Source organism: Vibrio sp. 10N.261.51.F11 (assembly GCF_041471665.1).
GTDB lineage: Bacteria > Pseudomonadota > Gammaproteobacteria > Enterobacterales > Vibrionaceae > Vibrio > Vibrio crassostreae_C.
Map to the genome: position 1 here is coordinate 1 of NZ_JBFROW010000095.1, position 20455 is coordinate 20455.

A 20455-nucleotide genomic window follows, 5' to 3' on the forward strand; every position below is an offset into this window, starting at 1 on the left:
GCCTCCTCCTACTCGATTGCTGATTATTTAGTCATTTTTTGTGTAGAAACGCTGTAGCTCTGTCAGGCCTTGCATCAACACAGGTAAGCGAGGGCTTACGTTTTTCAGGCGCTTGTAATTTTGGTCGTACAATTTGTAGTTACCAAATTTATCCAACACCGTTGTTTGCTGGTCAGTAACAAGAGCAAGTTCACGAGAGTCGCCCGCGAGAATCCACTTTCTGTTACGTTCATTAAACAGGCTGCGACCACTACTGAAATCTGTTGGGTTCGAAGATACACCCAATAGCTCTTGCATCAGTGTTACTGACACGTCTAGATGACTAGAACGGTGGGTGTATTCAGAAGCAGACTTGCCAGGCCAGCTGATAAACAGTGGTACTTGTAACTGATAACGACTGTAGTTGGAGTTTGCACCCCAGCTGTTGGTTTTGGTTTCGTTAAACTCAGTACCGTGGTTAGAGGTAATGATAACCACCGTGTTATCGGCAAGCTCTAAGCGTTCCAGTTCAGCGTAGATAGTTGCTAGCTGAGCATCGGCCGCTGTCGCCGACTTTTGATAGTCTGCTGCAAAACGCTCTGCTGTCGTTAGCGTAGAGTCCGACTCTGAACTTGAATCGTAGCTGGCGAAGTTATCCAGTGTGGTTAATTCAATAAAGTTAAACCAAGGGCGTTTAGCTTGCGGTGATTGAATCCAGTTAGACCAAGCTTTTATGGCACTCTGGTCATCATAAGTTGCTTGCTCTGGCATCACATCACGGCCTCGGAAGATGATATCCGAGTACAGTGCATCACTAAAGTTGTCGCCACTGAAAGCAGCGAACTTGTAATCGTGATTCTCTAAAACATCGAGCAATACTGCGCTTGACCCCTGAGCTTCAATGCTGCTTGCGTAGCTGCTCGGTAGGCCGTAGAACAAGCCAAAAATACCAAACATATCGTTACTTGAACTGTAGTGGTTGGTGAAGTTGATCGACTGTTGTGCGTAGGCATAGCTGTTTGGCATCGCTGTCGCATTAAGAGCGTCAGAGCGAAGGTTGTTCACACTCACCATCAGGATATTAAGATCATCACTGCGGCGGTTGTATTGAATTTTTTCTAGCGGGTAGCTAACTAGGTTTACATTCTCTTTGTTCGCTTCTAAACGCTCAAGGTACTCTTCACGGTCTAATAGGCCATGTTTTTCCATAAAGCTTTTCGCTGTCATTGGGTAAGACAGTGGGAAGTTCGCTTTCTGGCTAGTAATTGGGTTATAGAAGTACGCATCAGCCCACATGTAGGACAAGTGGCTGCTGATGAAACACAAGAAGAAGACGGCAGTAATCGGACGGCCAATGTGTTTATGAGACAGTTTACGCTGCTTACGCCAAACCCACTCAGATAGACCGAGTTGCAGCAAGAAGATAAGCGGCATAACAATGAAGAGGTGCTGCAAATCAGACGTGAATGCAGATTCCTCTCCACTGAATAAAACCTCCCACACGACAGGCGTCAGGTGGAGGTTTATATTTTGATACGTTTGGGTATCAATCAGTAGGACAGTTAAACCTATGGTCGCGAAGATAACGGCAACCAAACGTAATAACTTCCTCGACGGAAGAATAAAAGTGAGCGGGAACAGCACTAATAGATAGAGCGCGAACACTAAAAAGCCAAAATGACCAACCCACGATGCAGCCAAATAGAATTGGCCTAGCAAGGTTTCTGGCCAAGCAGATTGAGTAATATAACGAGTACCAATCAACATCGCAGCAATGATGTTGAAAAATGCAAACCAGTGACCCCAACCAACCAGTCGAGATACACGATCGCTATATGAGTTTGCGCTGTCTACCATTTATAATTCTTTTATCCGTCAATCAAATTTAGTGAGACTTTTTATCTTCAAGAGAAGAAATTAAAGCCTCGGCAAATTTTTCAGCAATTCCTTTGCGTTGTGAAGCAGCAACATTCTGATTTAAGACATTGGTTGCGATATTTCCAGCGATCATCAGTGAAAGTTCTGGCGAAGCTTTGTGCTTAGTTAGTACAGCACCTACTTCAGCTAGGATTTTTTCAACTTGATCATCTGTGTATTTAGATATAATCGGCATAAGGACTCTAATAATGATAGTAAAAGCGGCTTATGATAACCTACTATGCACGACAACTGAAACCTGAACGGTAATATTTTCACTATGAGCCTTCACCTTTCCAACGTAATTTTACACCAGCTGAGCAAGAACGATCAGGATGAGCTGATTGTTAACTATCGTGCTGAATCTCTAGAAAACGATGCTTCATCTGAAAGCCTAGTTGCTGAACTTCACCGTGTTTTTAATTCAAAAGCAGGCAAAGGGTTTGGTTCTTTCAAATCTGACAGCGAATTCCAGCAGTGGTTGCATCAACTTCGTGCTGGTGAGACAAACTTTTACGATTTTTCTCAAAAGAGTGCGCAACGTCTAAAAGACGAACTATCAAAGTACCCATTCGCTGACGAAGGTATCTTGGTAATGGCTGAATATCAGTCACTTGCAACAGATTACCTTTTCATTGGTTTATTGCCTTCAAACCAAAGCCTAAAGGTAACTGAAGGGCTTGATATTAGTGCGACTGACTACCTTGATATCTCAAAAATGGATATCGCGGCTCGCCTAGACCTTTCTACTTATGAGACTGATAAAGAGTCAAACCGTTACTTAACTTATATTAAAGGACGTGTTGGCCGTAAAGTCGCGGATTTCTTCTTAGATTTCTTACAAGCTGAAGTCGGTTTGGATGCGAAACAGCAGAACCAAGTACTGATGCAAGCGGTAGAAGACTTCGTTTCTGACTCTAAATTAGAGAAAGAAGAAGCGATCAGCTACAAAAAGCAGGTTGCGGATTACTGTAACGAGCAGCTTAAAGCGGGCGATGAAGTACAAGTTCGTGAACTTTCTGGTGAGTTGCCAGCAAGCACAGATGGCACAAGCTTCTTTGACTATACTAGTGAGCAAGGCTACGAGTTAGAAGACAGCTTCCCAGCCGATCGCGCAACTATGCGTAAACTAACAAAATTTGTTGGTGCTGGTGGCGGTTTGAATGTTAGTTTTGATAGTCTGCTTCTAGGCGAACGTATCTTTTACGATCCGGAGACAGACACGCTAACGATTAAAGGCACTCCACCGAACTTACGTGACCAACTGACTCGCAATAAGTCATAGTCCGAAGTTAACGGATAAAAGCGGCAGCAGGACGTTGTCGCTTATTTTGTGCTTAATCTTTTAGCTACGGTCATGGCTTCAAGTTAACACGCACAAGGAATATAGATGGAACAATCAGTAGCAAAGCCCAAACGCTTTAAAAAACCAGCCACCTTTTTGGTTGTGCTCTTGGCTCTGTGGTTACTTCCTTCATTGGCTCTTCTTAATCTAAGCCGTTCCTACACCAATTCTCTAGCTCAAATCGAAGAGCTCGGTATTCGAGTCAACGAATTGAGGCAATCGCTTTATTTCTCAGAACCGCTTCGAGTCTCTCGTATCAATGATCTCGCACTCGATGCTCAGTTGGTTTATTCGATCCGACTGCTGATTGAATCTGATTTCCAACACGCCTTGTTTCGTCCTGATGTCAACCAACTGTTGTACGTAGCTGATCAGTTCCTAGAAAAGTTCGATGAGTTCATTCCAATAGAAAGCCAAGTTCAAGACATCGTTGATAACATTAAGATCTTGCGTGCTGATAAAGAGCTTTCCCCTCAGCTAAAACCGCTCCTCAACGAATTCGGTGTTGTGGTATTTGAAGCCATGTATTCTGAAAATCAAAGTTCGTCAGCGACTTATCGCGCCTTTGATTCCATTCTAGAAAAATCTTATTCCTTAGAAAACGAAGAACAAGATGCACTCCAACAACTACTGGCTGATGCGTCAGCATTGTTGAGTGATTACGCTCAGCTTAACTATTTGGTTGATAAGATTAAGAAAAACTCAGTAAATGAACAGATCATAAAACTCGAAGCTGAGTTCCATGATCGTCAATTCAACCTATTGTTGGTGATGCTAGGCTTAAGCTTGGTGGCGATGAGCGGGATAGTGTTTTGGGGCGTTAGGTCCACAAAAACGATGAAAGAAGCAGACCAAGAACTCAGCTCTGAACTAGAAATTAATTCAAGTAAGGAAGACACTTCTTATAGCGATGTTGTTTCCTCAGCAGTGAAACAAGCAGATAGTGACGCTTATGTATCCGAGAACAGGCCAACGCGCCAGTCTTCCGACTCTCAACCTCCGCAGAGCGTTAACGTTACAAGCCAACCCGTTGTACCGCAATACTCTATTCAGCAAGTCCCTGAACAGGCGCCAGTAGTAGAGAAACACGTTGCCATTGTCACAGATTCAAAGCCTGCGATTGATATCGAAGACATGTTAGAAACGCTCGATGGTGATGCTGAGTCTGTCGAACTCTTGCTTGGTGTGTTTGTACAAGACCACGCAGGTGACTACGAGAAGTTTAAGTCTTTGTTGACCAAAGATGAAACCTCCGCGGCTCGCATTGTACATAGCTTAAAAGGCGTGGCTGGCAGTATTAAAGCGTCTCGGTTAGCCATCATTGCCGCAACCATTGAAATGACAATGAAGCAGTCCAGAGCGATCAGTGAACATGATTTAGCTGAACTAGAGCAGGCTATAAAAGCCTCTGTGGATTCTGCTCATGAATATTTAGACAGTCAGCGTTAACTTTTACAGGATTTTTGACAATACTCTGACGAAGCGCTCATACAATCAGCGCCCTTAGTCTTTGTCAGAGGTTTATATGTTACGAGTTTCGAGTCGAAGTTGGATGGTGTTGGTGCTTAGCATTGTGCTAAGTGGTTGTTCTCTCTTAGAAGTTAAGTTAGATAGTCAAACGACGCCTCTCACTCAACAAGAGTTAAATGCTCGGCTCATGACGCGTGAATACGCCAAGATGTTTTTTACACGAGTAGAAGACTCGGCTGATTTAATCGCGCAATTTTATCCTGCTGATGACACTTTACATCAATCTTATGTGTTGCTTTGGAAGATCCATGCAGAGCAGGGATTACAACAAGCGGCTTACCAAACTTCCCCTATGTCTGCGTTAATTGACTCGTGGGTTTTCACTGCCCAAATGAATCAGTTTTATAGCCAAGGCGACGGCGCGGATCTGTTCGCGACGGATGATGCAGTAGAGACCGCTCGTTTTCTTGATCAAGAAGCCGAGAAGCTGGCAAAGGGTGTATTGAGTTCGAGTGATTTCAAAAACAGCAAAGCGTTCGTTGCGCAGTTTTCTGCTAGCCACCCATTTAAAGACCTCACATTCAGAAGCACACCTGCTTACCGTGAATGGCTAAATTACCTTGGTAAAGACGAGTCGCAAATCGTCCAGAGCTTAGGCACCATGCCAGAAGCAATGAGTGACGCATCTGATCGTTTAAGCCTTATGGCTGACCAGACACCGAAACTGATGACGTGGAAAGCTGAGTTGGTTGCATTGAATAGCTCGCTAACGGGTGAAGACCTATCGATGACGCTGGAAAGCCTTCGTCAAACATCAGCAAGCATGCAAGACTTCATTGAGAACAATCCGGAGTACATGCAAACACTGGCTTCTATTATGTCGACAGAAATGCAACCATTGCTCAACGACCTCAGTGATAAAACCGACCAAAAATTAGCGATGCTGAGTGATGAACGTGTGGCATTAGAAAAAATGGTGACACGTGAGAGAGAAGCTCTAGTAGAGATGATTGCGAAAGAGCGCATCGAGATTGCCGGCATTGTGACTTCAGAAAGAGAACTGTTCACGCAAGACCTTGATCGCGTCTCTCAAGAGGTGGTGGTACTGGCGATTGATAAGCTAATGGAGTTAATCAAAGGTGTGATTATCTACTTCATCCTGTTTATCTTAGTAGTGTTCTTTGCACCGTTAGGCATCGGTTACTGGTTGGGTAAACGAACCGCCAATAAATAGATAAATAAGTAAATCAGCAGATCAAAAAAGAGCGCTCTAGGGCGCTCTTTTTGCATTTATCCATTAACGTTTTGAGTTACGTTCGAAAGCGTTAGCTCCTGAACTTAAGCTTGTTGCTTGCTTAACTCTGTTGCTTCTTCAGCTTCAAACGCTGGTGCTGTTGGTTCACACTTATCAACGAACCAACCCATGTAAGATGTCACGATAGTCACGATGATACAGATGAAGCTTAACCACATGAAGGGTGCGTAAGACAGCGTCGCAACACCAAGAATACTCGCCATGTAGATACCGTTATCACTCCAGGGAACCATACCCGACGTTAGCGTGCCACCAAACTCAGCATTACGAGATAGGTTCTTACGTTTGTAGCCCAAGCGGTCGTAGTTCTTTGCACAGATTTTTGGCGTAAGGATTAACGATACGTACATCGCAGAACCGAACACGTTACCCATGAAAGCCGTACCAATGGTGCTGGTTGCTAGAGAACCTGCGCTGTTTACACGGCGCTCGAACACTTTAGCAATTGTCTCTAGTACGCCCACTTTATCCAGTAAGCCACCAAAACCTAGACCAAATACGATAACCGCAACCGAACCAAGCATTGAAGACATGCCGCCACGGTTAAGAATAGAATCAATGAATTCTACGCCAGATGAGATAGAGAACGGTGCCCAAGCAGTATTGAATGCCGTTAGGAAATCGATATCTTGGATCATGACTGCCCAGATAATACCTAGCAGAGAACCAAAGCTGATTACTGGGAATGAAGGCATACGGAAAGCCAACAGGCCAAGCACGATAAGTACTGGAACGAATGAGTAAGGCGTGATGTAGAACTGAACTTCCATAGCTTTGATGACAGAATCTACTTGGCTCATGTCAACATTACCTGCGTAGTGGAAACCAAACGCAGTAAACATGATGCCAGTAATAATGTAGCTGATTAGCGCAACAGGCAGCATGCCTTTGATGTGTTCAACCACTTCGACACCAGACATTGAAGAAGCCAGAATCACTGAATCAGAAAGTGGAGACATCTTGTCACCGAAGTAACAACCTGATAGCACCGCACCCGCTGTAATTGGTGCTGGAACACCTAAGCCTTGGCCAATACCCATCATCGCGATGCCTGCAGTACCCGCAGCACCCCAAGACGTACCGGTCGCCAATGCGGTTAGAGAACAGATGATCATGGTCGCTAAAAGGAAGATAGAAGGGTGGATAGCTTTCAGACCATAGTAAATGATAGTAGGTACGATCCCGCCTGAGATCCAAGTACCAACAAGAGCGCCAACGGCTAAAAGTATTAAAACCGCGCCTAAGCCATTGGATATTCCTTTGAGTGCTGCTTTTTCTAAGTCTTTGTATTCGTGGCCAAGACGAATACCAAGAACCATGATAATGAACCAACCAATATACAAGGCAAGTTGAATTGGAAGGTCAAGCTTTGCTGTAAAGGAAAAAGCAAGGGATAGAAATAGTCCTAACGCGATGAATACCTGTAATAGGTTCGGTAGGCGAGTTTTACTCTGCTTCATAAAAGCCTCTTGTTAATTCGAGCATTTATAGTGCTTCGTTATAGTGTGTGGTGCAAAATGGACACTACAGTAATTAGTTTATTATATCGAAAAAATACGCCCAAGTTGTGATATTTGACTGTTAACTCAATCAATTGTGGTTTCATAATCTGAAATTTTGTTAAATTCATGATTGTTACATGTTGAAGTTTGTCGCACGTTGTTTTCGTTTTGTGAAATATAATTCTGATTAACCTTGGTTTAAAAGAGGGATTTACTGTTTGTGATGGGTGTCGATTCAAGCGGTTTTGGCGATGTAAATGTTTGAATTTGACGATAATGGGTGTTTTAACAATGGTCCAGACATTGAATGTCGATACAGAGATAACTGCACGATTCATTACGTTCACTTAAAAGAAACGAAAAAGTTACACTTTTTGACAAAAAGCGCTTGAGTTCTGTTTCTGAAAAACTTATAGATGGGGGAGAGCAATTTTTAATTTATACATGGAGAGTGAGCGATGAGAGTAGGTCTAGTTGGTTGGCGCGGTATGGTTGGTTCTGTACTAATGCAACGTATGGTTGAAGAGAAAGACTTCGACTTGATTGAGCCTGTTTATTACAGCACATCTCAGATTGGTATTCCTGCCCCTGTTCTAGGTGGTAAAGATGCGGGTCTACTTCAAGACGCCTTTGATATTGATAGCCTAAAACAGCTTGATGCTGTGATTACCTGTCAAGGTGGCGATTACACATCAAAAGTATACCCAGCATTGCGTCAAGCAGGTTGGAAAGGTTACTGGATTGATGCGGCTTCTACCTTACGTATGGACGCTGATTCAATCATCACTCTTGATCCTGTTAACTTGGCTCAAATCCAGCAAGGCATTCACGGCGGTACTAACACTTTCGTTGGTGGTAACTGTACTGTGAGCTTAATGCTTATGGCTTTGGGTGGCCTTTACGAGAAAGGTATGGTCGAGTGGATGAGTGCCATGACTTACCAAGCGGCTTCTGGTGCAGGTGCTAAGAACATGCGTGAACTGATCTCACAAATGGGTGTGATCAACGATAGCGTAAGTTCAGAACTAGCAAACCCTTCAAGTTCCATCCTTGATATTGATAAAAAAGTCGCTGATACCATTCGTTCATCTTCATTCCCAACAGACCAATTTGGTGCTCCGCTGGCGGGCTCACTGATTCCTTGGATCGATGTGAAGCGTGAAAATGGTCAGAGCAAAGAAGAGTGGAAAGCCGGTGTTGAAGCGAACAAGATTCTTGGCCTAGATGGTCAGCCAATCCCGATTGATGGTACTTGTGTACGAATCGGTGCAATGCGTTGTCATGCTCAAGCACTAACAATCAAGCTTAAGCAAGACGTGCCAATGGACGAGATCGAAGAGATCATCGCGACGCACAATGATTGGGTTAAAGTGGTTCCTAATGACCGTGACATCACGGCACAGGAGCTAACACCAGCGAAAGTAACAGGCACTATGTCTGTACCAGTAGGTCGTCTGCGTAAGATGTCTATGGGTAACGACTTCCTGAACGCGTTCACTGTCGGTGACCAACTACTTTGGGGTGCTGCAGAACCACTACGTCGTACTCTACGCATTATCCTTGCTGAGAAATCGTAATAGGCAAGATTGCTTAAATTCTATTAGCTGATAAACCGAAAGGGTTGACGACAAACGTCAACCCTTTTTAGTTTATTGCTACCTCGTTATTCGGCCCTCGAAACTGCCGTTAAATCTCTTCGCATCTCGCTACTCGAATCTCGTGTCTGCTTTTATTTCTCGTCGGTGACGACACGCTTGTCTGGATCCGCTAATTCGCTAGCACAGTGCTTGCAATACATGGCGTCTGAATCATGACCCGCTCGGTTACAATTCGGGCACTTAACCAACTCTTTGTGCGAGTTCATCTCATTACTGAGTTCTGCAGTAATGATCCCGGTTGGCACTGCTAAGATAGAGTAACCCAATAGCATGGTCAGTGATGCTATGGCTTTACCAAGCGCGGTCTGCGGCACCATGTCACCATAACCTACCGTAGTGATAGTCACGATGGCCCAATAGATACTGTGAGGAATACTGGTGAAGCCATTGTCAGGACCTTCAATAACAAAGATCAAGGCGCCAAAGATAACCACCAAGATGCCGACGGTGCTAAAGAAGATCAGTATCTTTCGTCGTGCCATTAATAGTGAGCGCAACAGAATATTGGAATCTTGCAGGTAGCGAACCAGCTTTAGAATTCGGAAGATACGCATCACACGCAGCAGTCTCACCACACCCATAAATGAAGCGCCTGGGAAGATGATTGCTAGGTAGGTCGGAAGAATCGCCAATAGGTCAACGACACCATAAAAACTGGTGGCGTAAGATTTTGGCTTTGGGGAGCAATAGAGCCTTAACAAATACTCAAGAGTGAAGAGTGCAGTGAAGGTGTATTCGATATAACGCAGCTGTTGTGACCATTCGGTCATCACATTAGGGATGGATTCTAAGATCAGAACCAACAGCGAAGCCAAGATTGCAACGATCAGAGTTATATCAAATGCACGTCCGGCTGGCGTGTGAGTACCAAAGATAATGACGTACAAATGATGCTTGAGTGGCTTGCGTGACATAAGGAGAGGTTCGTCTTCTGTTAAATGCATTAACAGTCATTATACAAGCTTCATAATAACGAGGCGAGTGAAAGCCCAATTGCTTTACTCGCCTCATCTATATTTCAATATTGTTGCCCTTTATAGAGCAACCGAAATGTTGTTAAACGTTATGCTAAGCCTGGGAACAGATTACGTAGGCCATTGGCGATGAACTCGATGCCCAATGCGCCAAGAATCAGACCCATGATACGAGTGATCACGTTGATACCCGTTTGACCTAAAAAGCGAACGATAACCGGCGCTGAACGGAACAAAAGCCAAGAGCACGTTGCGAATGCGATGATGCTAATGCCGATGCCGACCGTATCAATAGCAGCAGGGTAGCGAGAACCATAAACAATGGTCGAGCTGATTGCACCTGGGCCTGCCATTAGCGGCATAGCAAGTGGAACAACGCCGATCTGCTCTTTGCTGATGTATTCAGACTTCTCTTGTTTGTTCTGCTTATCTTCACCGAGCTTACCGCTCATCATCGAAAATGCGATGCTCAGTAATAGTAAACCACCTGCAACACGGAATGAGTCCAGCGAGATACTAAACATATCAAGCAGCATTTGCCCCGCAACAAGAGAGACAATGAGGATCACGGCAACAGCAATGTTTGCTTGTAAGGCTGTCCTGTTCCTCTCTTCTGGCGGCATATGAGCAGTAAGAGAAACAAAAACAGGCATGATGCCGATTGGGTTTACGGCAGCAACAAGCCCAAGGAAGAATTGCATAAAAATTGCGAGTTCTAAGCCTTGCATGAGAGCGATCTCCAGTTAGCGTACTTAAGGTTGAAGGGTTGATCTGTGAATAGTTTAGGCGCGTAATGTAAGGGACAAACTCGATTTACGCGAATGAAAAAAACTAACTTGAAATGGGTGATTCTTTTTAGAAAAACTAATTGAATCTCACTTTTGTTTTAAGCCTGTTGCAAGCTAGTTGGTAGTGTTTAATTTTGTAATTTATTATTGAGTAACTGTTAACCGACGCACGAAATTAATAAAAATTATGTCAGAATCTAGCCCGTACAACGCTATGGATATACTCTCAGTAGCACGAATATAGCTGTATACATGTAATTTAACGGACTAAAAATGAAACTTTTTTACAGTTTATTACGCTATGTAGAAAAAAGTTGTCTGTTTGCTTGTTTTTTGCGCGAACGAAAAGTGTAAGTTTAATCTATATAAATCATGCTCTTAAGTTCATTTTTGCGATTGCCTTACTACTTTCTGGTTAATTCTTTTTGGGTAACTGATCTGGGTCAATTTTTTTCACACAGTGAAATAATATACTCAGCCCTGAAAGCAATTTACTAAGAACGCTGGTGTTTAAGGTTAACGGCAAGCAGCGAATTTAATAAAAAGTTTTTAATATTTATTATTTTAGGAGATCCACCATGCCTGTAACTAACTTAGCGGAACTTGATGCTCTAGTAGCTCGCGTTAAAGCAGCACAAGAAGAGTTTGCAACATTCTCTCAAGAGAAAGTAGACGCAATCTTCCGCGCAGCTTCTCTTGCTGCTAACCACGCTCGTATTCCACTTGCTCAACAAGCAGTTGCTGAATCTGGAATGGGTATTGTTGAAGATAAGGTTATCAAAAACCACTTTGCATCTGAATTTATCTACAACAAATACAAAGACGAAAAAACATGTGGCATCTTAGAAGAAGATGACAACCTAGGCACAATGACTATCGCTGAGCCTGTAGGTATCATCTGTGGTATCGTTCCAACAACGAACCCAACTTCTACAGCAATCTTCAAATCTCTAATTTCTCTTAAGACACGTAACGGCATCATCTTCTCGCCACACCCACGTGCAAAGAACTCAACTAACGACGCAGCGAAACTAGTTCTAGACGCAGCTGTTGCAGCTGGTGCTCCAAGAGACATCATCGGTTGGATCGACCAACCATCTGTAGAGCTTTCTAACGCGCTTATGAAGCACGACGGTATCGCACTTATCCTTGCTACTGGTGGTCCAGGCATGGTTAAAGCAGCATACTCTTCAGGTAAGCCTGCTATCGGTGTTGGTGCTGGTAACGTTCCTGTCGTTATCGATGAAACAGCTGACATCAAACGTGCTGTAGCATCTATCCTTATGTCTAAGACTTTCGATAACGGCGTAGTATGTGCTTCTGAGCAAGCTGCAATCGTAGTTAGCGAAGTATATGACGAAGTTAAAGAGCGTTTCGCTTCTCACAAAGCTCACGTTCTATCTAAAGCTGACGCTGATAAAGTACGTAAAGTTCTGCTTATCGACGGCAACCTAAACGCTAAAATCGTAGGTCAACCTGCTCCAGCAATCGCTGAAATGGCTGGTGTTAAAGTTCCTGCTGATACAAAAGTACTTGTAGGTGAAGGTCTTGGTAAAGTTTCTTACGATGACGAATTCGCTCACGAGAAACTATCTCCAACTCTAGGTCTATTCCGCGCAGATGACTTCGAAGACGCAGTTGCTCAAGCGGTAACTATGGTTGAAATCGGTGGTATCGGTCACACATCTGGTCTTTACACTAACCAAGATACTAACGCAGACCGCATCCGTTACTTCGGTGACAAGATGAAGACTGCTCGTATCCTAATCAACATCCCGACTACTCACGGTGGTATCGGTGACCTGTACAACTTCAACGTTGCACCTTCTCTAACTCTAGGTTGTGGTTCATGGGGTGGTAACTCTATCTCTGAGAACGTAGGTCCTAAGCACCTTATCAACAAGAAAACTGTAGCGAAGCGAGCTGAAAACATGTTGTGGCACAAACTACCTAAGTCTATCTACTTCCGTCGTGGTAGCCTTCCAATCGCAATGAGCGACCTAGAAGGTAAGAAACGCGCATTCCTAGTAACTGACCGTTTCCTATTCAACAACGGTTACGCAGATGACGTAGTTAGCTTGCTTAAAGCACAAGGCATCGAAGTTCAAACTTTCTTCGACGTAGAAGCGGATCCAACGCTATCTGTTGTTGAGAAAGGCGCTGAAGCAATGAAGAGCTTCCAACCTGACGTAATCCTTGCTCTAGGTGGCGGTTCTCCAATGGATGCTGCTAAGATCATGTGGGTTATGTACGAGCACCCAGAAACTCACTTCGAAGAACTAGCAATGCGCTTTATGGACATCCGTAAACGTATCTACAAGTTCCCTAAAATGGGTCAAAAAGCTGAGCTTGTATGTATCACTACAACTTCAGGTACAGGTTCAGAGGTTACTCCATTCGCTGTTGTTACTGACGACAAGACTGGTGCTAAATACCCACTAGCTGATTACGAAATCACGCCAAACATGGCTATCGTTGATGCGAACCTAGTAATGAACATGCCTAAGTCTCTAACAGCGTTCGGTGGTTACGATGCAGTAACTCACGCTCTTGAAGCTTACGTATCTGTTCTAGCGAACGAGTACTCAGACGGTCAAGCTCTTCAAGCTCTTAAGATGCTTAAAGAATACCTACCATCAAGCTACAAAAATGGTGCGGCTGACCCAATAGCTCGTGAGAAAGTACACAACGCAGCAACTATCGCTGGTGTAGCATTTGCGAACGCATTCCTAGGTGTGTGTCACTCAATGGCTCACAAAATTGGTGCTGAGTTCCACCTACCACACGGTCTTGCTAACGCACTACTTATCTCAAACGTTGTACGTTACAACGCGAACGATAACCCAACTAAGCAGACTGCATTCTCTCAGTACGACCGTCCACAAGCACGTCGTCGTTACGCTGAAGTTGCTGACCACCTAGGCCTAAGCCAAGCTGGTGACCGTACAGCTCAGAAGATTGAACGTCTACTGACTTGGTTAGAAGAGCTTAAAGTTGACCTAGATATCCCACTATCTATCCAAGCTGCGGGTGTTAACGAGTCTGACTTCATCGCTAAACTAGGCGAGCTAGCTGTTGAAGCGTTCGATGACCAGTGTACAGGTGCTAACCCACGTTACCCTCTAATCACTGAGCTAAAAGAAGTTCTAACAACTTCTTACTTCGGCCAACCATACGTTGAAGGCGAAACTTTCGAAGGTACTACAGTTATCCTTAAGAAAGCAGACCAAAAGCCAGCTGAAGCGAAAGCGCCAAAAGCTAAAAAAGAAAAAGCTAACGCATAATAAGTAAGCATTAGTTTTGAGATAAGTTTTCGCTAGCACGATACTTATCTATCGGGAAAAGATGAAAGCCCCAGTCGAGAGACTGGGGCTTTTTTTATGTTTGGTTCGTTTGTAAAACGGATTGAGAGGCAATAGCTCTGCTACTTAATATGAGCTGAGCCAGTCATGTTCAATTGGAATAGGGAGTTAAACCTCTGCCGCGACAACTCGCCCACTGAAGTAGTCATTCGAGACAATGTATTCGGTTGTTCTGGTCAGCTCGTCTTGCAGCTGCGCCCAGTGACATCGGTTGAGCTTGCCATCGGAGTTATGAACGGCGGGAACAACGCCACCGACTCGAATACCAAAGGGAGTCAGCTCTTTCGCCCAACTATGGGTAAAGCCAGTTATCATTGAGTTTGCGCTCTCTAAGCCAGACACATCGTGAAAGTCATCATGAGATATCACATTCACAATCACGCCTTCCTTATCTTCCTCTCGCAATCTCTCAGCACTGATTTGCCCAAATGCGAACAGGGTCGATGCCATCGATGAGAGATCATTAATAAAGCTGCTCACAGGCTGATCGCCAATTAGGCTAGGCATTGGGGAGCTTATCCAGTTATTGACCAGCACATCGGGTGTCGTGTTGAAGGTGGTTTGAATAAAATCATATACGCTGAGAATCGCTTGGCTGTCATTGCCTTTGAGCGTGTAGTGGTAAACAGAGTCAGAAAACCGGGCACACTGTAGATACGTCGCTTTAAGTGCTTCCGTGTCTTTATCACAAAGGATGACGGTGGCTCCAAGGTTAACAAAGTGGTTCGCAATCGCCCCCCCCAGTAGCGAGCCGGCAGATGTCACCAATATGATTGAGCTTTTTATTTCCATCCCAGTACCTAAACAAATCGTCCATGTCAGATAAGGATGGGTTAAAATTTATACAACGGGTGTGAATTGGTTCAAACTAAGGTGTGCCAATTAATAAGTTTTTATGAACTTAGTGGCACGTCACATTTTGTAGTAACTTCAAGCGGTAACCGACATCAGGTGTTTTTAGGTTGCCTAAGGCTAGTGGTTCATATCATTCGTGTGAATACTTTGAAGTGTGCGAGTTAGTCGAAGAAGAGCTATGGATAGACAGCGAAAAAGGGAAAGGTAGGTGATCGCTATACTTGAGCTTGAATTTGATACCGACGTTGCGCGGTGGTTAGCTCATTGTAGAGCGTGGCATATGGCAAATCAGGTAAATGCTTGTTTGCGAGTTTGCGTCGGTCATGACCAGAAAGGTTTTGGTAAACCTCTTCGGGTAAGTCGGCTGTATCTTCAGGCATGAAGGCAAGCGCTTCAGGTTTCAAGTAATGGCTGAGTTTGGCGCTGGCAAGGCTAGCTTGATGAAAATGATTAGATTGCTGAGCTGAAATCTCATATGAAGACTGGTTTGAACGCAGTTGTTGAGGTTCTGCTACGCCAAATTGTTTGCGCAGGCGATCTTCATTTGTCTCTGTGATTTCAATGGTGTCAATTGGCGTGCAATCACGGACATCATTAGAAAACATAGATAACAGCAACGCGAAATCTGCACGGCGACCTTGCTCAACCGCTTGGCTGATCCCGATGCCGAACTTCAGTTCGTTGATGATTCCTGCTTTGTCTAAAGTATGTATTTGCATGTCGCCTCTCATTGGATACACCTTTAACGGCATGGAGTCGGCAAACTTTAGTGTTTAATTACAGGCAAATAGAGAATTTATGTAGGGTTGGGAAGAACGCTATCAATAGTTCGAGAAGTAAGCGCTATTGGCGGGTTTATTACGAAATGTTTAGATTTTGTGGAACACGACAGATACAAAAAAGCTCACGCCGAGGCATGAGCTTTCAATAGATAACTCGCTATAAATAGCGCAGCGTAAGCAATAATTACTTAGCTAGGTTCTCTTCTACGAAAAACCAGTTTACTAGGTTCCAGAATGCAGCCATGTAGTCAGGGCGAACATTGCGGAAATCGATGTAGTAAGCGTGTTCCCATAGGTCAACAGTTAGAAGTGGAGTAACACCTTCTTCTGTTAGAGGAGTAGCAGCGTTAGAAGTGTTAACGATGTCTAGAGAACCGTCAGCTTTCTTAACTAACCAAGTCCAAGAAGAACCGAAGTTGTTGATTGCTGAATCAGTGAATTTCGCTTTGAATTCTTCGAAAGAACCGAATGCAGCGTTGATAGCTTCTGCAACAGCGCCAGTTGGTTCGCCGCCCGCTTTAGGAGCAAGACAGTGCCAGTAGAACGTGTGGTTCCAGATTTGAGCAGCGTTATTGAAAACACCACCAGTAGAAGTCTTAACGATCTCTTCTAGTGTTTTGCCTTCAAACTCAGTACCTGGGATAAGGCCGTTTAGCTTAACAACGTAAGTGTTGTGGTGCTTACCGTGGTGGAAATCTAGCGTTTCTGCTGAGATGTGTGGTTCTAGCGCGTCTTTCGCGTAAGGAAGAGCCGGTAGTTCAAATGCCATTGCTCAATTCTCCATTGATATGAAAGAGTTAACTCTTTCGATTGCTTCCAGTGATATTATTATTCATGGCTCGCTATACTGCCAACCATGGTCAATTTGCTGACTTGCGATATAGTTTAGCAAGTTTTTACTTTATTAAAAGCTTATTTCATTACTTTTGTGTGAATTGTTAGCTTAGCTTGTTAACCGCTTTTTTTATATGGTTTTTATTCTTTTAGTTTGGGGTAGAATAAAGGCAATAAAAGCCGTAATCCATTAACGAGGAAGCAATGGAAACTATCGATAAAATCAAACAGCAAATTGAAGAAAACACTATTCTACTGTACATGAAAGGTTCTCCTAAGCTACCTAGCTGTGGTTTCTCTTCTCAAGCGTCTCAAGCTCTAATGGCATGTGGCGAAAAATTTGCTTACGTAGATATCCTACAAAACCCTGATATCCGTGCAGAGCTTCCTGCTTACGCACAGTGGCCAACTTTCCCACAACTTTGGGTTGAAGGTGAGCTAATCGGTGGTTGTGACATCATTCTTGAGATGTTCCAAAAAGGCGAACTTCAGCCAATCATCAAAGAAGCAGCGGCTAAAGTTGCTGGCGATGACGCTGAATAAGTTCTAGCCTTTGCGCTGAATAGTTAAAATGAGGGGCCTTAATCAGGCTCCTTTTTTGTTTGAATTGATCGAATCATTGACTCGATAAGGAATGAACAATGAACGTAAAACTTCATTATGTGCATGATCCAATGTGCAGCTGGTGTTGGGGTTACAAGCCAACACTTGAGTTATTGAAACAACAATTGCCTGCGAGCATTGAGTTTAACTATGTAGTGGGTGGTTTGGCCCCGGATTCTGATGAGCCAATGTCAGAAGAGATGAAAGGCAAGCTGCAAGCGATTTGGAAGCAGATCGAAGCTAAGTTGGGTACTGAGTTTAACCATGATTTTTGGACAGAGTGCCAACCTGTTCGCAGTACTTACCCTGCGTGCCGTGCCGTGATTGCTGCAGGTTTTCAAGACCACTACGAAGCGATGCTTGAAGCGATTCAACATGCTTACTACCTTCGTGCGATGTTGCCACATAGCCAAGACACACATTTGCAGTTGGCTGAAGAGCTAGGTATGAATGTTCAACAGTTAGAAAATGACCTTTCTAGCAAGTTATTGGAAAGTGAGTTAGATGACCAGCTAGGCTTTAAAGAAGCGATGGGTGTATTTTCTTACCCGACCTTAATGCTTGAAGTGAACGGCATCTTTAGTGAAGTTGAATTGGATTATCATTCAACGGAAGCGACGCTTAAGTCTATTCGCGAAATTTTAGTGAGTAATGCTCCCGCTGCGTAATTCAGCGAGAGTCATCTGTATTCGCAATGATTTCTAAGGCTTACTCATCAGAGTAAGCCTTTTTTGTTTGGTGTCGCTAGTTCAATGAGAGTGAGCGGAAGGAAGAGTAGAATGAATCTCAGAGACAAAAAAGACCGCACGAGGCGGTCTTTATAAAAGTGAGCGTAGGACTGTTTAACTACAGAACCTAATTACAGAACCATGGCTGCAATCCAACCGAATACGATCAGTGGGATGTTGTAGTGCAGGAACGTCGGTACTACGGTTTCCCATACGTGCTCGTGTTGACCATCAGCATTTAGACCAGACGTTGGACCTAATGTTGAGTCAGAAGCCGGAGAGCCCGCATCACCAAGTGCAGCAGCTGTACCTACTAGAGCGATTGTTGCCATTGGCGAGAAGCCAAATGCTGCTGCTAGTGGAACGTAGATAGTTGCAAGGATTGGAATCGTAGAGAACGAAGAACCAATGCCCATAGTAACCAATAGACCAACAATTAGCATAAGTAGTGCTGCTAGAGGCTTGTTGTCGCCGATGCTTGTTGAAAGTGCTTCAACCAAAGATTCAACGCCACCTGTTTGCTTCATAACTGCCGCGAAACCTGCTGCTGCAATCATGATGAAACCGATCATTGCCATCATGTGAACGCCCTTGGTGAAGACATCTTGTGTCTCTTTCCAAGCAATAACGCCACCGAAGGTAAATACCATGAAACCCGCTAGAGCACCGATGATCATAGAGCCAGTCGATAGTTGAACTGTTAGCGCTGCTACGATACCAGCTGCTGCTACTAGGATGTGCTTCTTGTTGATCTCTTTCACTTCTGTTGAAACAACAGTGTGAGAGGTTTCTTTGTATTGGCGAGGCTTACGGTAAGTAAAGAATACTGCAGTAAGAAGACCGAAGATCATGCCCGCAGCGGGTAACAACATCGCCATTGGCACTTGGCTTGCTACTACGTTTTCAAGACCATTGTCGTGAAGGTTTTTAAGCAGAATGTTGTTTAGGAAGATGCCACCAAAACCAATCGGTAACACCATGTAAGGTGTAATCAGACCAAAAGTCAGCACACACGCAACTAGACGACGGTCTAGGTTCATTTTTGCGAATACGCCTAGTAGAGGTGGGATTAAGATTGGGATGAAGGCGATATGTACCGGAATCACGTTTTGCGAAGACATGGTCACTAAGATCAACGACGCAAGCATGCCGTATTTAAGACCAGTCGATGCTGCACTGTTCTCTTTGCCGTGAATGCGTTTGATAACACTTTGAGCAAGGAGATCTGTGATACCAGAACGTGAGATAGCAACAGCGAATGTACCAAGCATAGCGTAGCTAAGTGCAATCGTTGCACCGCCGCCTAATCCACTTTCGAAAGCCGCGACTGCGTCGTTCAAGCTCATACCAGAGGCTACGCCACCGATAATTGCACTGAACGTCAGAGCAACGACGACGTTTACGCGCATCAAAGCTAAAACAAGCATGATGCAAACTGAAATTACAACAGGATTCATATTATTCTCGGGATGTTGTGTTTTTTATGAAGGCAATACGAAAAAACGTTTACCGACTCTATTTTTTATTCTTCGTCAACAAGAGGCCAACCACCAAGGGCTTTCCATTTGTTTACAATGCCGCAAAATAACTCTGTGGTTTTTTGCGTATCATACAAAGCAGAGTGTGCTTCTTTGTTGTCAAATTCCATCCCTGCAGTGCGGCAAGCTTTAGCCAAAACGGTTTGACCGTAGGCAAGACCACTAAGAGCTGCAGTGTCAAAAGTAGCAAATGGATGGAAAGGGACGCGTTTAAGCTTACAGCGCTCACTTGCCGCATTAACGAAGTTCAAATCGAATGTAGCGTTGTGAGCAACCATGATTGCGCGACTGCAATCTGAAGCTTTTTGTTCTTTTCTCACTAGCTTGTAGATTTCTTTAAGGGCTTCTTGTTCCGACACAGCACCACGTAATGGGCTAAATGGGTCTTTAATTCCGTTAAAGTCTAATGCTGCCTGCTCTATATTTGCGCCTTCAAAAGGCTCAATGTGAAAATGAAGCGTTGATGCAGGGTGCAGATCTCCGTTCTCATCCATTTTTAATGTAATGGCACAGATTTCTAATAATGCATCGGTTTCAGCGTTAAACCCTGCGGTTTCCACGTCGATGACCACTGGAAAATAGCCGCGAAAGCGTTTTTTTAGGGTCAGAGCTTCGTTTTCTACAGTCATGTTAGCCCAAATAAGTGTGATTAAGGCTGCATTATTGCAGATAATAGCAGTGATAAAAACTAGGGAAGGGCAATAAATCTTAAATTACCCAACCCATTACGGCTTGATAATTGCATATTTAAACGTGAGAGAAAAATGCGGCAATTGGCTGCATTGTTAAACGAATTGCTTAAGAG

At 44.0% G+C, this 20455-nt stretch carries 17 protein-coding genes; 7 read left to right on the forward strand and 10 right to left on the reverse strand.

The window, feature by feature from the left end:
* Positions 1 to 27: 27 nt before the first annotated feature.
* Entirely contained in the window at positions 28 to 1836 is a 1809-nt protein-coding gene (locus AB4351_RS21265; protein ID WP_372127095.1) for a DUF3413 domain-containing protein, read from the reverse strand.
* A 28-nt stretch (positions 1837 to 1864) separates the two neighbouring features.
* A complete protein-coding gene (locus AB4351_RS21270) occupies positions 1865 to 2092 on the reverse strand; it encodes a YejL family protein (RefSeq protein WP_004734063.1) in 228 nt (75 codons plus the stop codon).
* Between the two features lie 84 nt (positions 2093 to 2176).
* Between AB4351_RS21270 and yejK the strand changes: the two genes are divergently transcribed.
* The 3 genes from yejK (at position 2177) to AB4351_RS21285 (ending at position 5945) form a co-directional block, all read left to right on the forward strand.
* Positions 2177 to 3181 carry a nucleoid-associated protein YejK gene (yejK, locus tag AB4351_RS21275; protein ID WP_017061190.1) on the forward strand — a complete coding sequence of 335 codons (1005 nt, stop codon included), beginning with the start codon at positions 2177 to 2179 and terminating at the stop codon, positions 3179 to 3181.
* 105 nt (positions 3182 to 3286) lie between these two features.
* Complete coding sequence (locus AB4351_RS21280) at positions 3287 to 4690, forward strand: Hpt domain-containing protein (protein ID WP_372127097.1); 1404 nt, start codon at positions 3287 to 3289, stop codon at positions 4688 to 4690.
* Between the two features lie 76 nt (positions 4691 to 4766).
* A complete protein-coding gene (locus tag AB4351_RS21285; protein WP_372110587.1) occupies positions 4767 to 5945 on the forward strand; it encodes a chemotaxis protein in 1179 nt (392 codons plus the stop codon).
* A gap of 104 nt (positions 5946 to 6049) precedes the next feature.
* Here AB4351_RS21285 and nhaC read toward each other — a convergent pair whose 3' ends face one another.
* Positions 6050 to 7486, reverse strand: a complete 1437-nt coding sequence (nhaC, locus tag AB4351_RS21290; protein ID WP_372127099.1) for a Na+/H+ antiporter NhaC — start codon at positions 7484 to 7486, stop codon at positions 6050 to 6052.
* A gap of 500 nt (positions 7487 to 7986) precedes the next feature.
* Here nhaC and asd point away from each other — a divergent pair, with 500 nt between their 5' ends.
* Positions 7987 to 9105, forward strand: coding sequence for an aspartate-semialdehyde dehydrogenase (gene asd, locus AB4351_RS21295; protein WP_372127101.1), 1119 nt, complete (start codon positions 7987 to 7989; stop codon positions 9103 to 9105).
* A gap of 152 nt (positions 9106 to 9257) precedes the next feature.
* On the opposite strand, the gene AB4351_RS21300 is transcribed toward asd, so the two are convergent.
* Positions 9258 to 10100 carry an ion transporter gene (locus tag AB4351_RS21300; protein ID WP_029235134.1) on the reverse strand — a complete coding sequence of 281 codons (843 nt, stop codon included), beginning with the start codon at positions 10098 to 10100 and terminating at the stop codon, positions 9258 to 9260.
* A gap of 149 nt (positions 10101 to 10249) precedes the next feature.
* Positions 10250 to 10888, reverse strand: a complete 639-nt coding sequence (locus tag AB4351_RS21305; RefSeq protein WP_004734056.1) for a YchE family NAAT transporter — start codon at positions 10886 to 10888, stop codon at positions 10250 to 10252.
* A gap of 638 nt (positions 10889 to 11526) precedes the next feature.
* Between AB4351_RS21305 and adhE the strand changes: the two genes are divergently transcribed.
* Positions 11527 to 14232 (forward strand): bifunctional acetaldehyde-CoA/alcohol dehydrogenase, encoded by a 2706-nt coding sequence (gene adhE / locus AB4351_RS21310; RefSeq protein ID WP_372127103.1) that lies wholly within the window; start codon positions 11527 to 11529, stop codon positions 14230 to 14232.
* Positions 14233 to 14418: 186 nt separating this feature from the next.
* Here the strand turns inward: adhE and AB4351_RS21315 are convergent, their stop codons facing one another.
* The 3 genes from AB4351_RS21315 to sodB all read right to left on the reverse strand — a co-directional run bounded on the left by AB4351_RS21315 (position 14419) and on the right by sodB (position 16716).
* The gene (locus AB4351_RS21315; protein WP_017063454.1) at positions 14419 to 15102 is read right to left on the reverse strand and encodes an SDR family oxidoreductase; all 684 of its coding nucleotides are present in this window, start codon (positions 15100 to 15102) and stop codon (positions 14419 to 14421) included.
* Positions 15103 to 15380: 278 nt separating this feature from the next.
* Entirely contained in the window at positions 15381 to 15884 is a 504-nt protein-coding gene (locus tag AB4351_RS21320) for a VC2046/SO_2500 family protein (protein WP_372127105.1), read from the reverse strand.
* Between the two features lie 247 nt (positions 15885 to 16131).
* A complete protein-coding gene (gene sodB, locus AB4351_RS21325; RefSeq protein WP_372127107.1) occupies positions 16132 to 16716 on the reverse strand; it encodes a superoxide dismutase [Fe] in 585 nt (194 codons plus the stop codon).
* Between the two features lie 269 nt (positions 16717 to 16985).
* Here sodB and AB4351_RS21330 point away from each other — a divergent pair, with 269 nt between their 5' ends.
* Both AB4351_RS21330 and AB4351_RS21335 read left to right on the forward strand, forming a co-directional pair.
* Positions 16986 to 17324 carry a Grx4 family monothiol glutaredoxin gene (locus tag AB4351_RS21330; protein WP_004741702.1) on the forward strand — a complete coding sequence of 113 codons (339 nt, stop codon included), beginning with the start codon at positions 16986 to 16988 and terminating at the stop codon, positions 17322 to 17324.
* A 98-nt stretch (positions 17325 to 17422) separates the two neighbouring features.
* On the forward strand, positions 17423 to 18052 hold the full coding sequence (locus AB4351_RS21335) for a DsbA family protein (protein WP_372099925.1): 630 nt from the start codon (positions 17423 to 17425) through the stop codon (positions 18050 to 18052).
* Between the two features lie 191 nt (positions 18053 to 18243).
* Here the strand turns inward: AB4351_RS21335 and AB4351_RS21340 are convergent, their stop codons facing one another.
* Together AB4351_RS21340 and rnt are read right to left on the reverse strand one after the other, a co-directional pair.
* A complete protein-coding gene (locus tag AB4351_RS21340; protein WP_029235135.1) occupies positions 18244 to 19569 on the reverse strand; it encodes a Na+/H+ antiporter family protein in 1326 nt (441 codons plus the stop codon).
* Between the two features lie 65 nt (positions 19570 to 19634).
* Positions 19635 to 20279 (reverse strand): ribonuclease T, encoded by a 645-nt coding sequence (gene rnt, locus AB4351_RS21345; RefSeq protein ID WP_017061178.1) that lies wholly within the window; start codon positions 20277 to 20279, stop codon positions 19635 to 19637.
* Between the last annotated feature and the right edge of the window lie 176 nt (positions 20280 to 20455).

Coding starts and splice junctions, on each gene's coding strand:
- AB4351_RS21265 (WP_372127095.1), bottom strand. CDS start 1,836: ATGGTAGACAGCGCAAACTCATATAGCGATCGTGTATCTCGACTGGTT.
- AB4351_RS21270 (WP_004734063.1), bottom strand. CDS start 2,092: ATGCCGATTATATCTAAATACACAGATGATCAAGTTGAAAAAATCCTA.
- yejK (WP_017061190.1), top strand. CDS start 2,177: ATGAGCCTTCACCTTTCCAACGTAATTTTACACCAGCTGAGCAAGAAC.
- AB4351_RS21280 (WP_372127097.1), top strand. CDS start 3,287: ATGGAACAATCAGTAGCAAAGCCCAAACGCTTTAAAAAACCAGCCACC.
- AB4351_RS21285 (WP_372110587.1), top strand. CDS start 4,767: ATGTTACGAGTTTCGAGTCGAAGTTGGATGGTGTTGGTGCTTAGCATT.
- nhaC (WP_372127099.1), bottom strand. CDS start 7,486: ATGAAGCAGAGTAAAACTCGCCTACCGAACCTATTACAGGTATTCATC.
- asd (WP_372127101.1), top strand. CDS start 7,987: ATGAGAGTAGGTCTAGTTGGTTGGCGCGGTATGGTTGGTTCTGTACTA.
- AB4351_RS21300 (WP_029235134.1), bottom strand. CDS start 10,100: ATGTCACGCAAGCCACTCAAGCATCATTTGTACGTCATTATCTTTGGT.
- AB4351_RS21305 (WP_004734056.1), bottom strand. CDS start 10,888: ATGCAAGGCTTAGAACTCGCAATTTTTATGCAATTCTTCCTTGGGCTT.
- adhE (WP_372127103.1), top strand. CDS start 11,527: ATGCCTGTAACTAACTTAGCGGAACTTGATGCTCTAGTAGCTCGCGTT.
- AB4351_RS21315 (WP_017063454.1), bottom strand. CDS start 15,102: ATGGAAATAAAAAGCTCAATCATATTGGTGACATCTGCCGGCTCGCTA.
- AB4351_RS21320 (WP_372127105.1), bottom strand. CDS start 15,884: ATGCAAATACATACTTTAGACAAAGCAGGAATCATCAACGAACTGAAG.
- sodB (WP_372127107.1), bottom strand. CDS start 16,716: ATGGCATTTGAACTACCGGCTCTTCCTTACGCGAAAGACGCGCTAGAA.
- AB4351_RS21330 (WP_004741702.1), top strand. CDS start 16,986: ATGGAAACTATCGATAAAATCAAACAGCAAATTGAAGAAAACACTATT.
- AB4351_RS21335 (WP_372099925.1), top strand. CDS start 17,423: ATGAACGTAAAACTTCATTATGTGCATGATCCAATGTGCAGCTGGTGT.
- AB4351_RS21340 (WP_029235135.1), bottom strand. CDS start 19,569: ATGAATCCTGTTGTAATTTCAGTTTGCATCATGCTTGTTTTAGCTTTG.
- rnt (WP_017061178.1), bottom strand. CDS start 20,279: ATGACTGTAGAAAACGAAGCTCTGACCCTAAAAAAACGCTTTCGCGGC.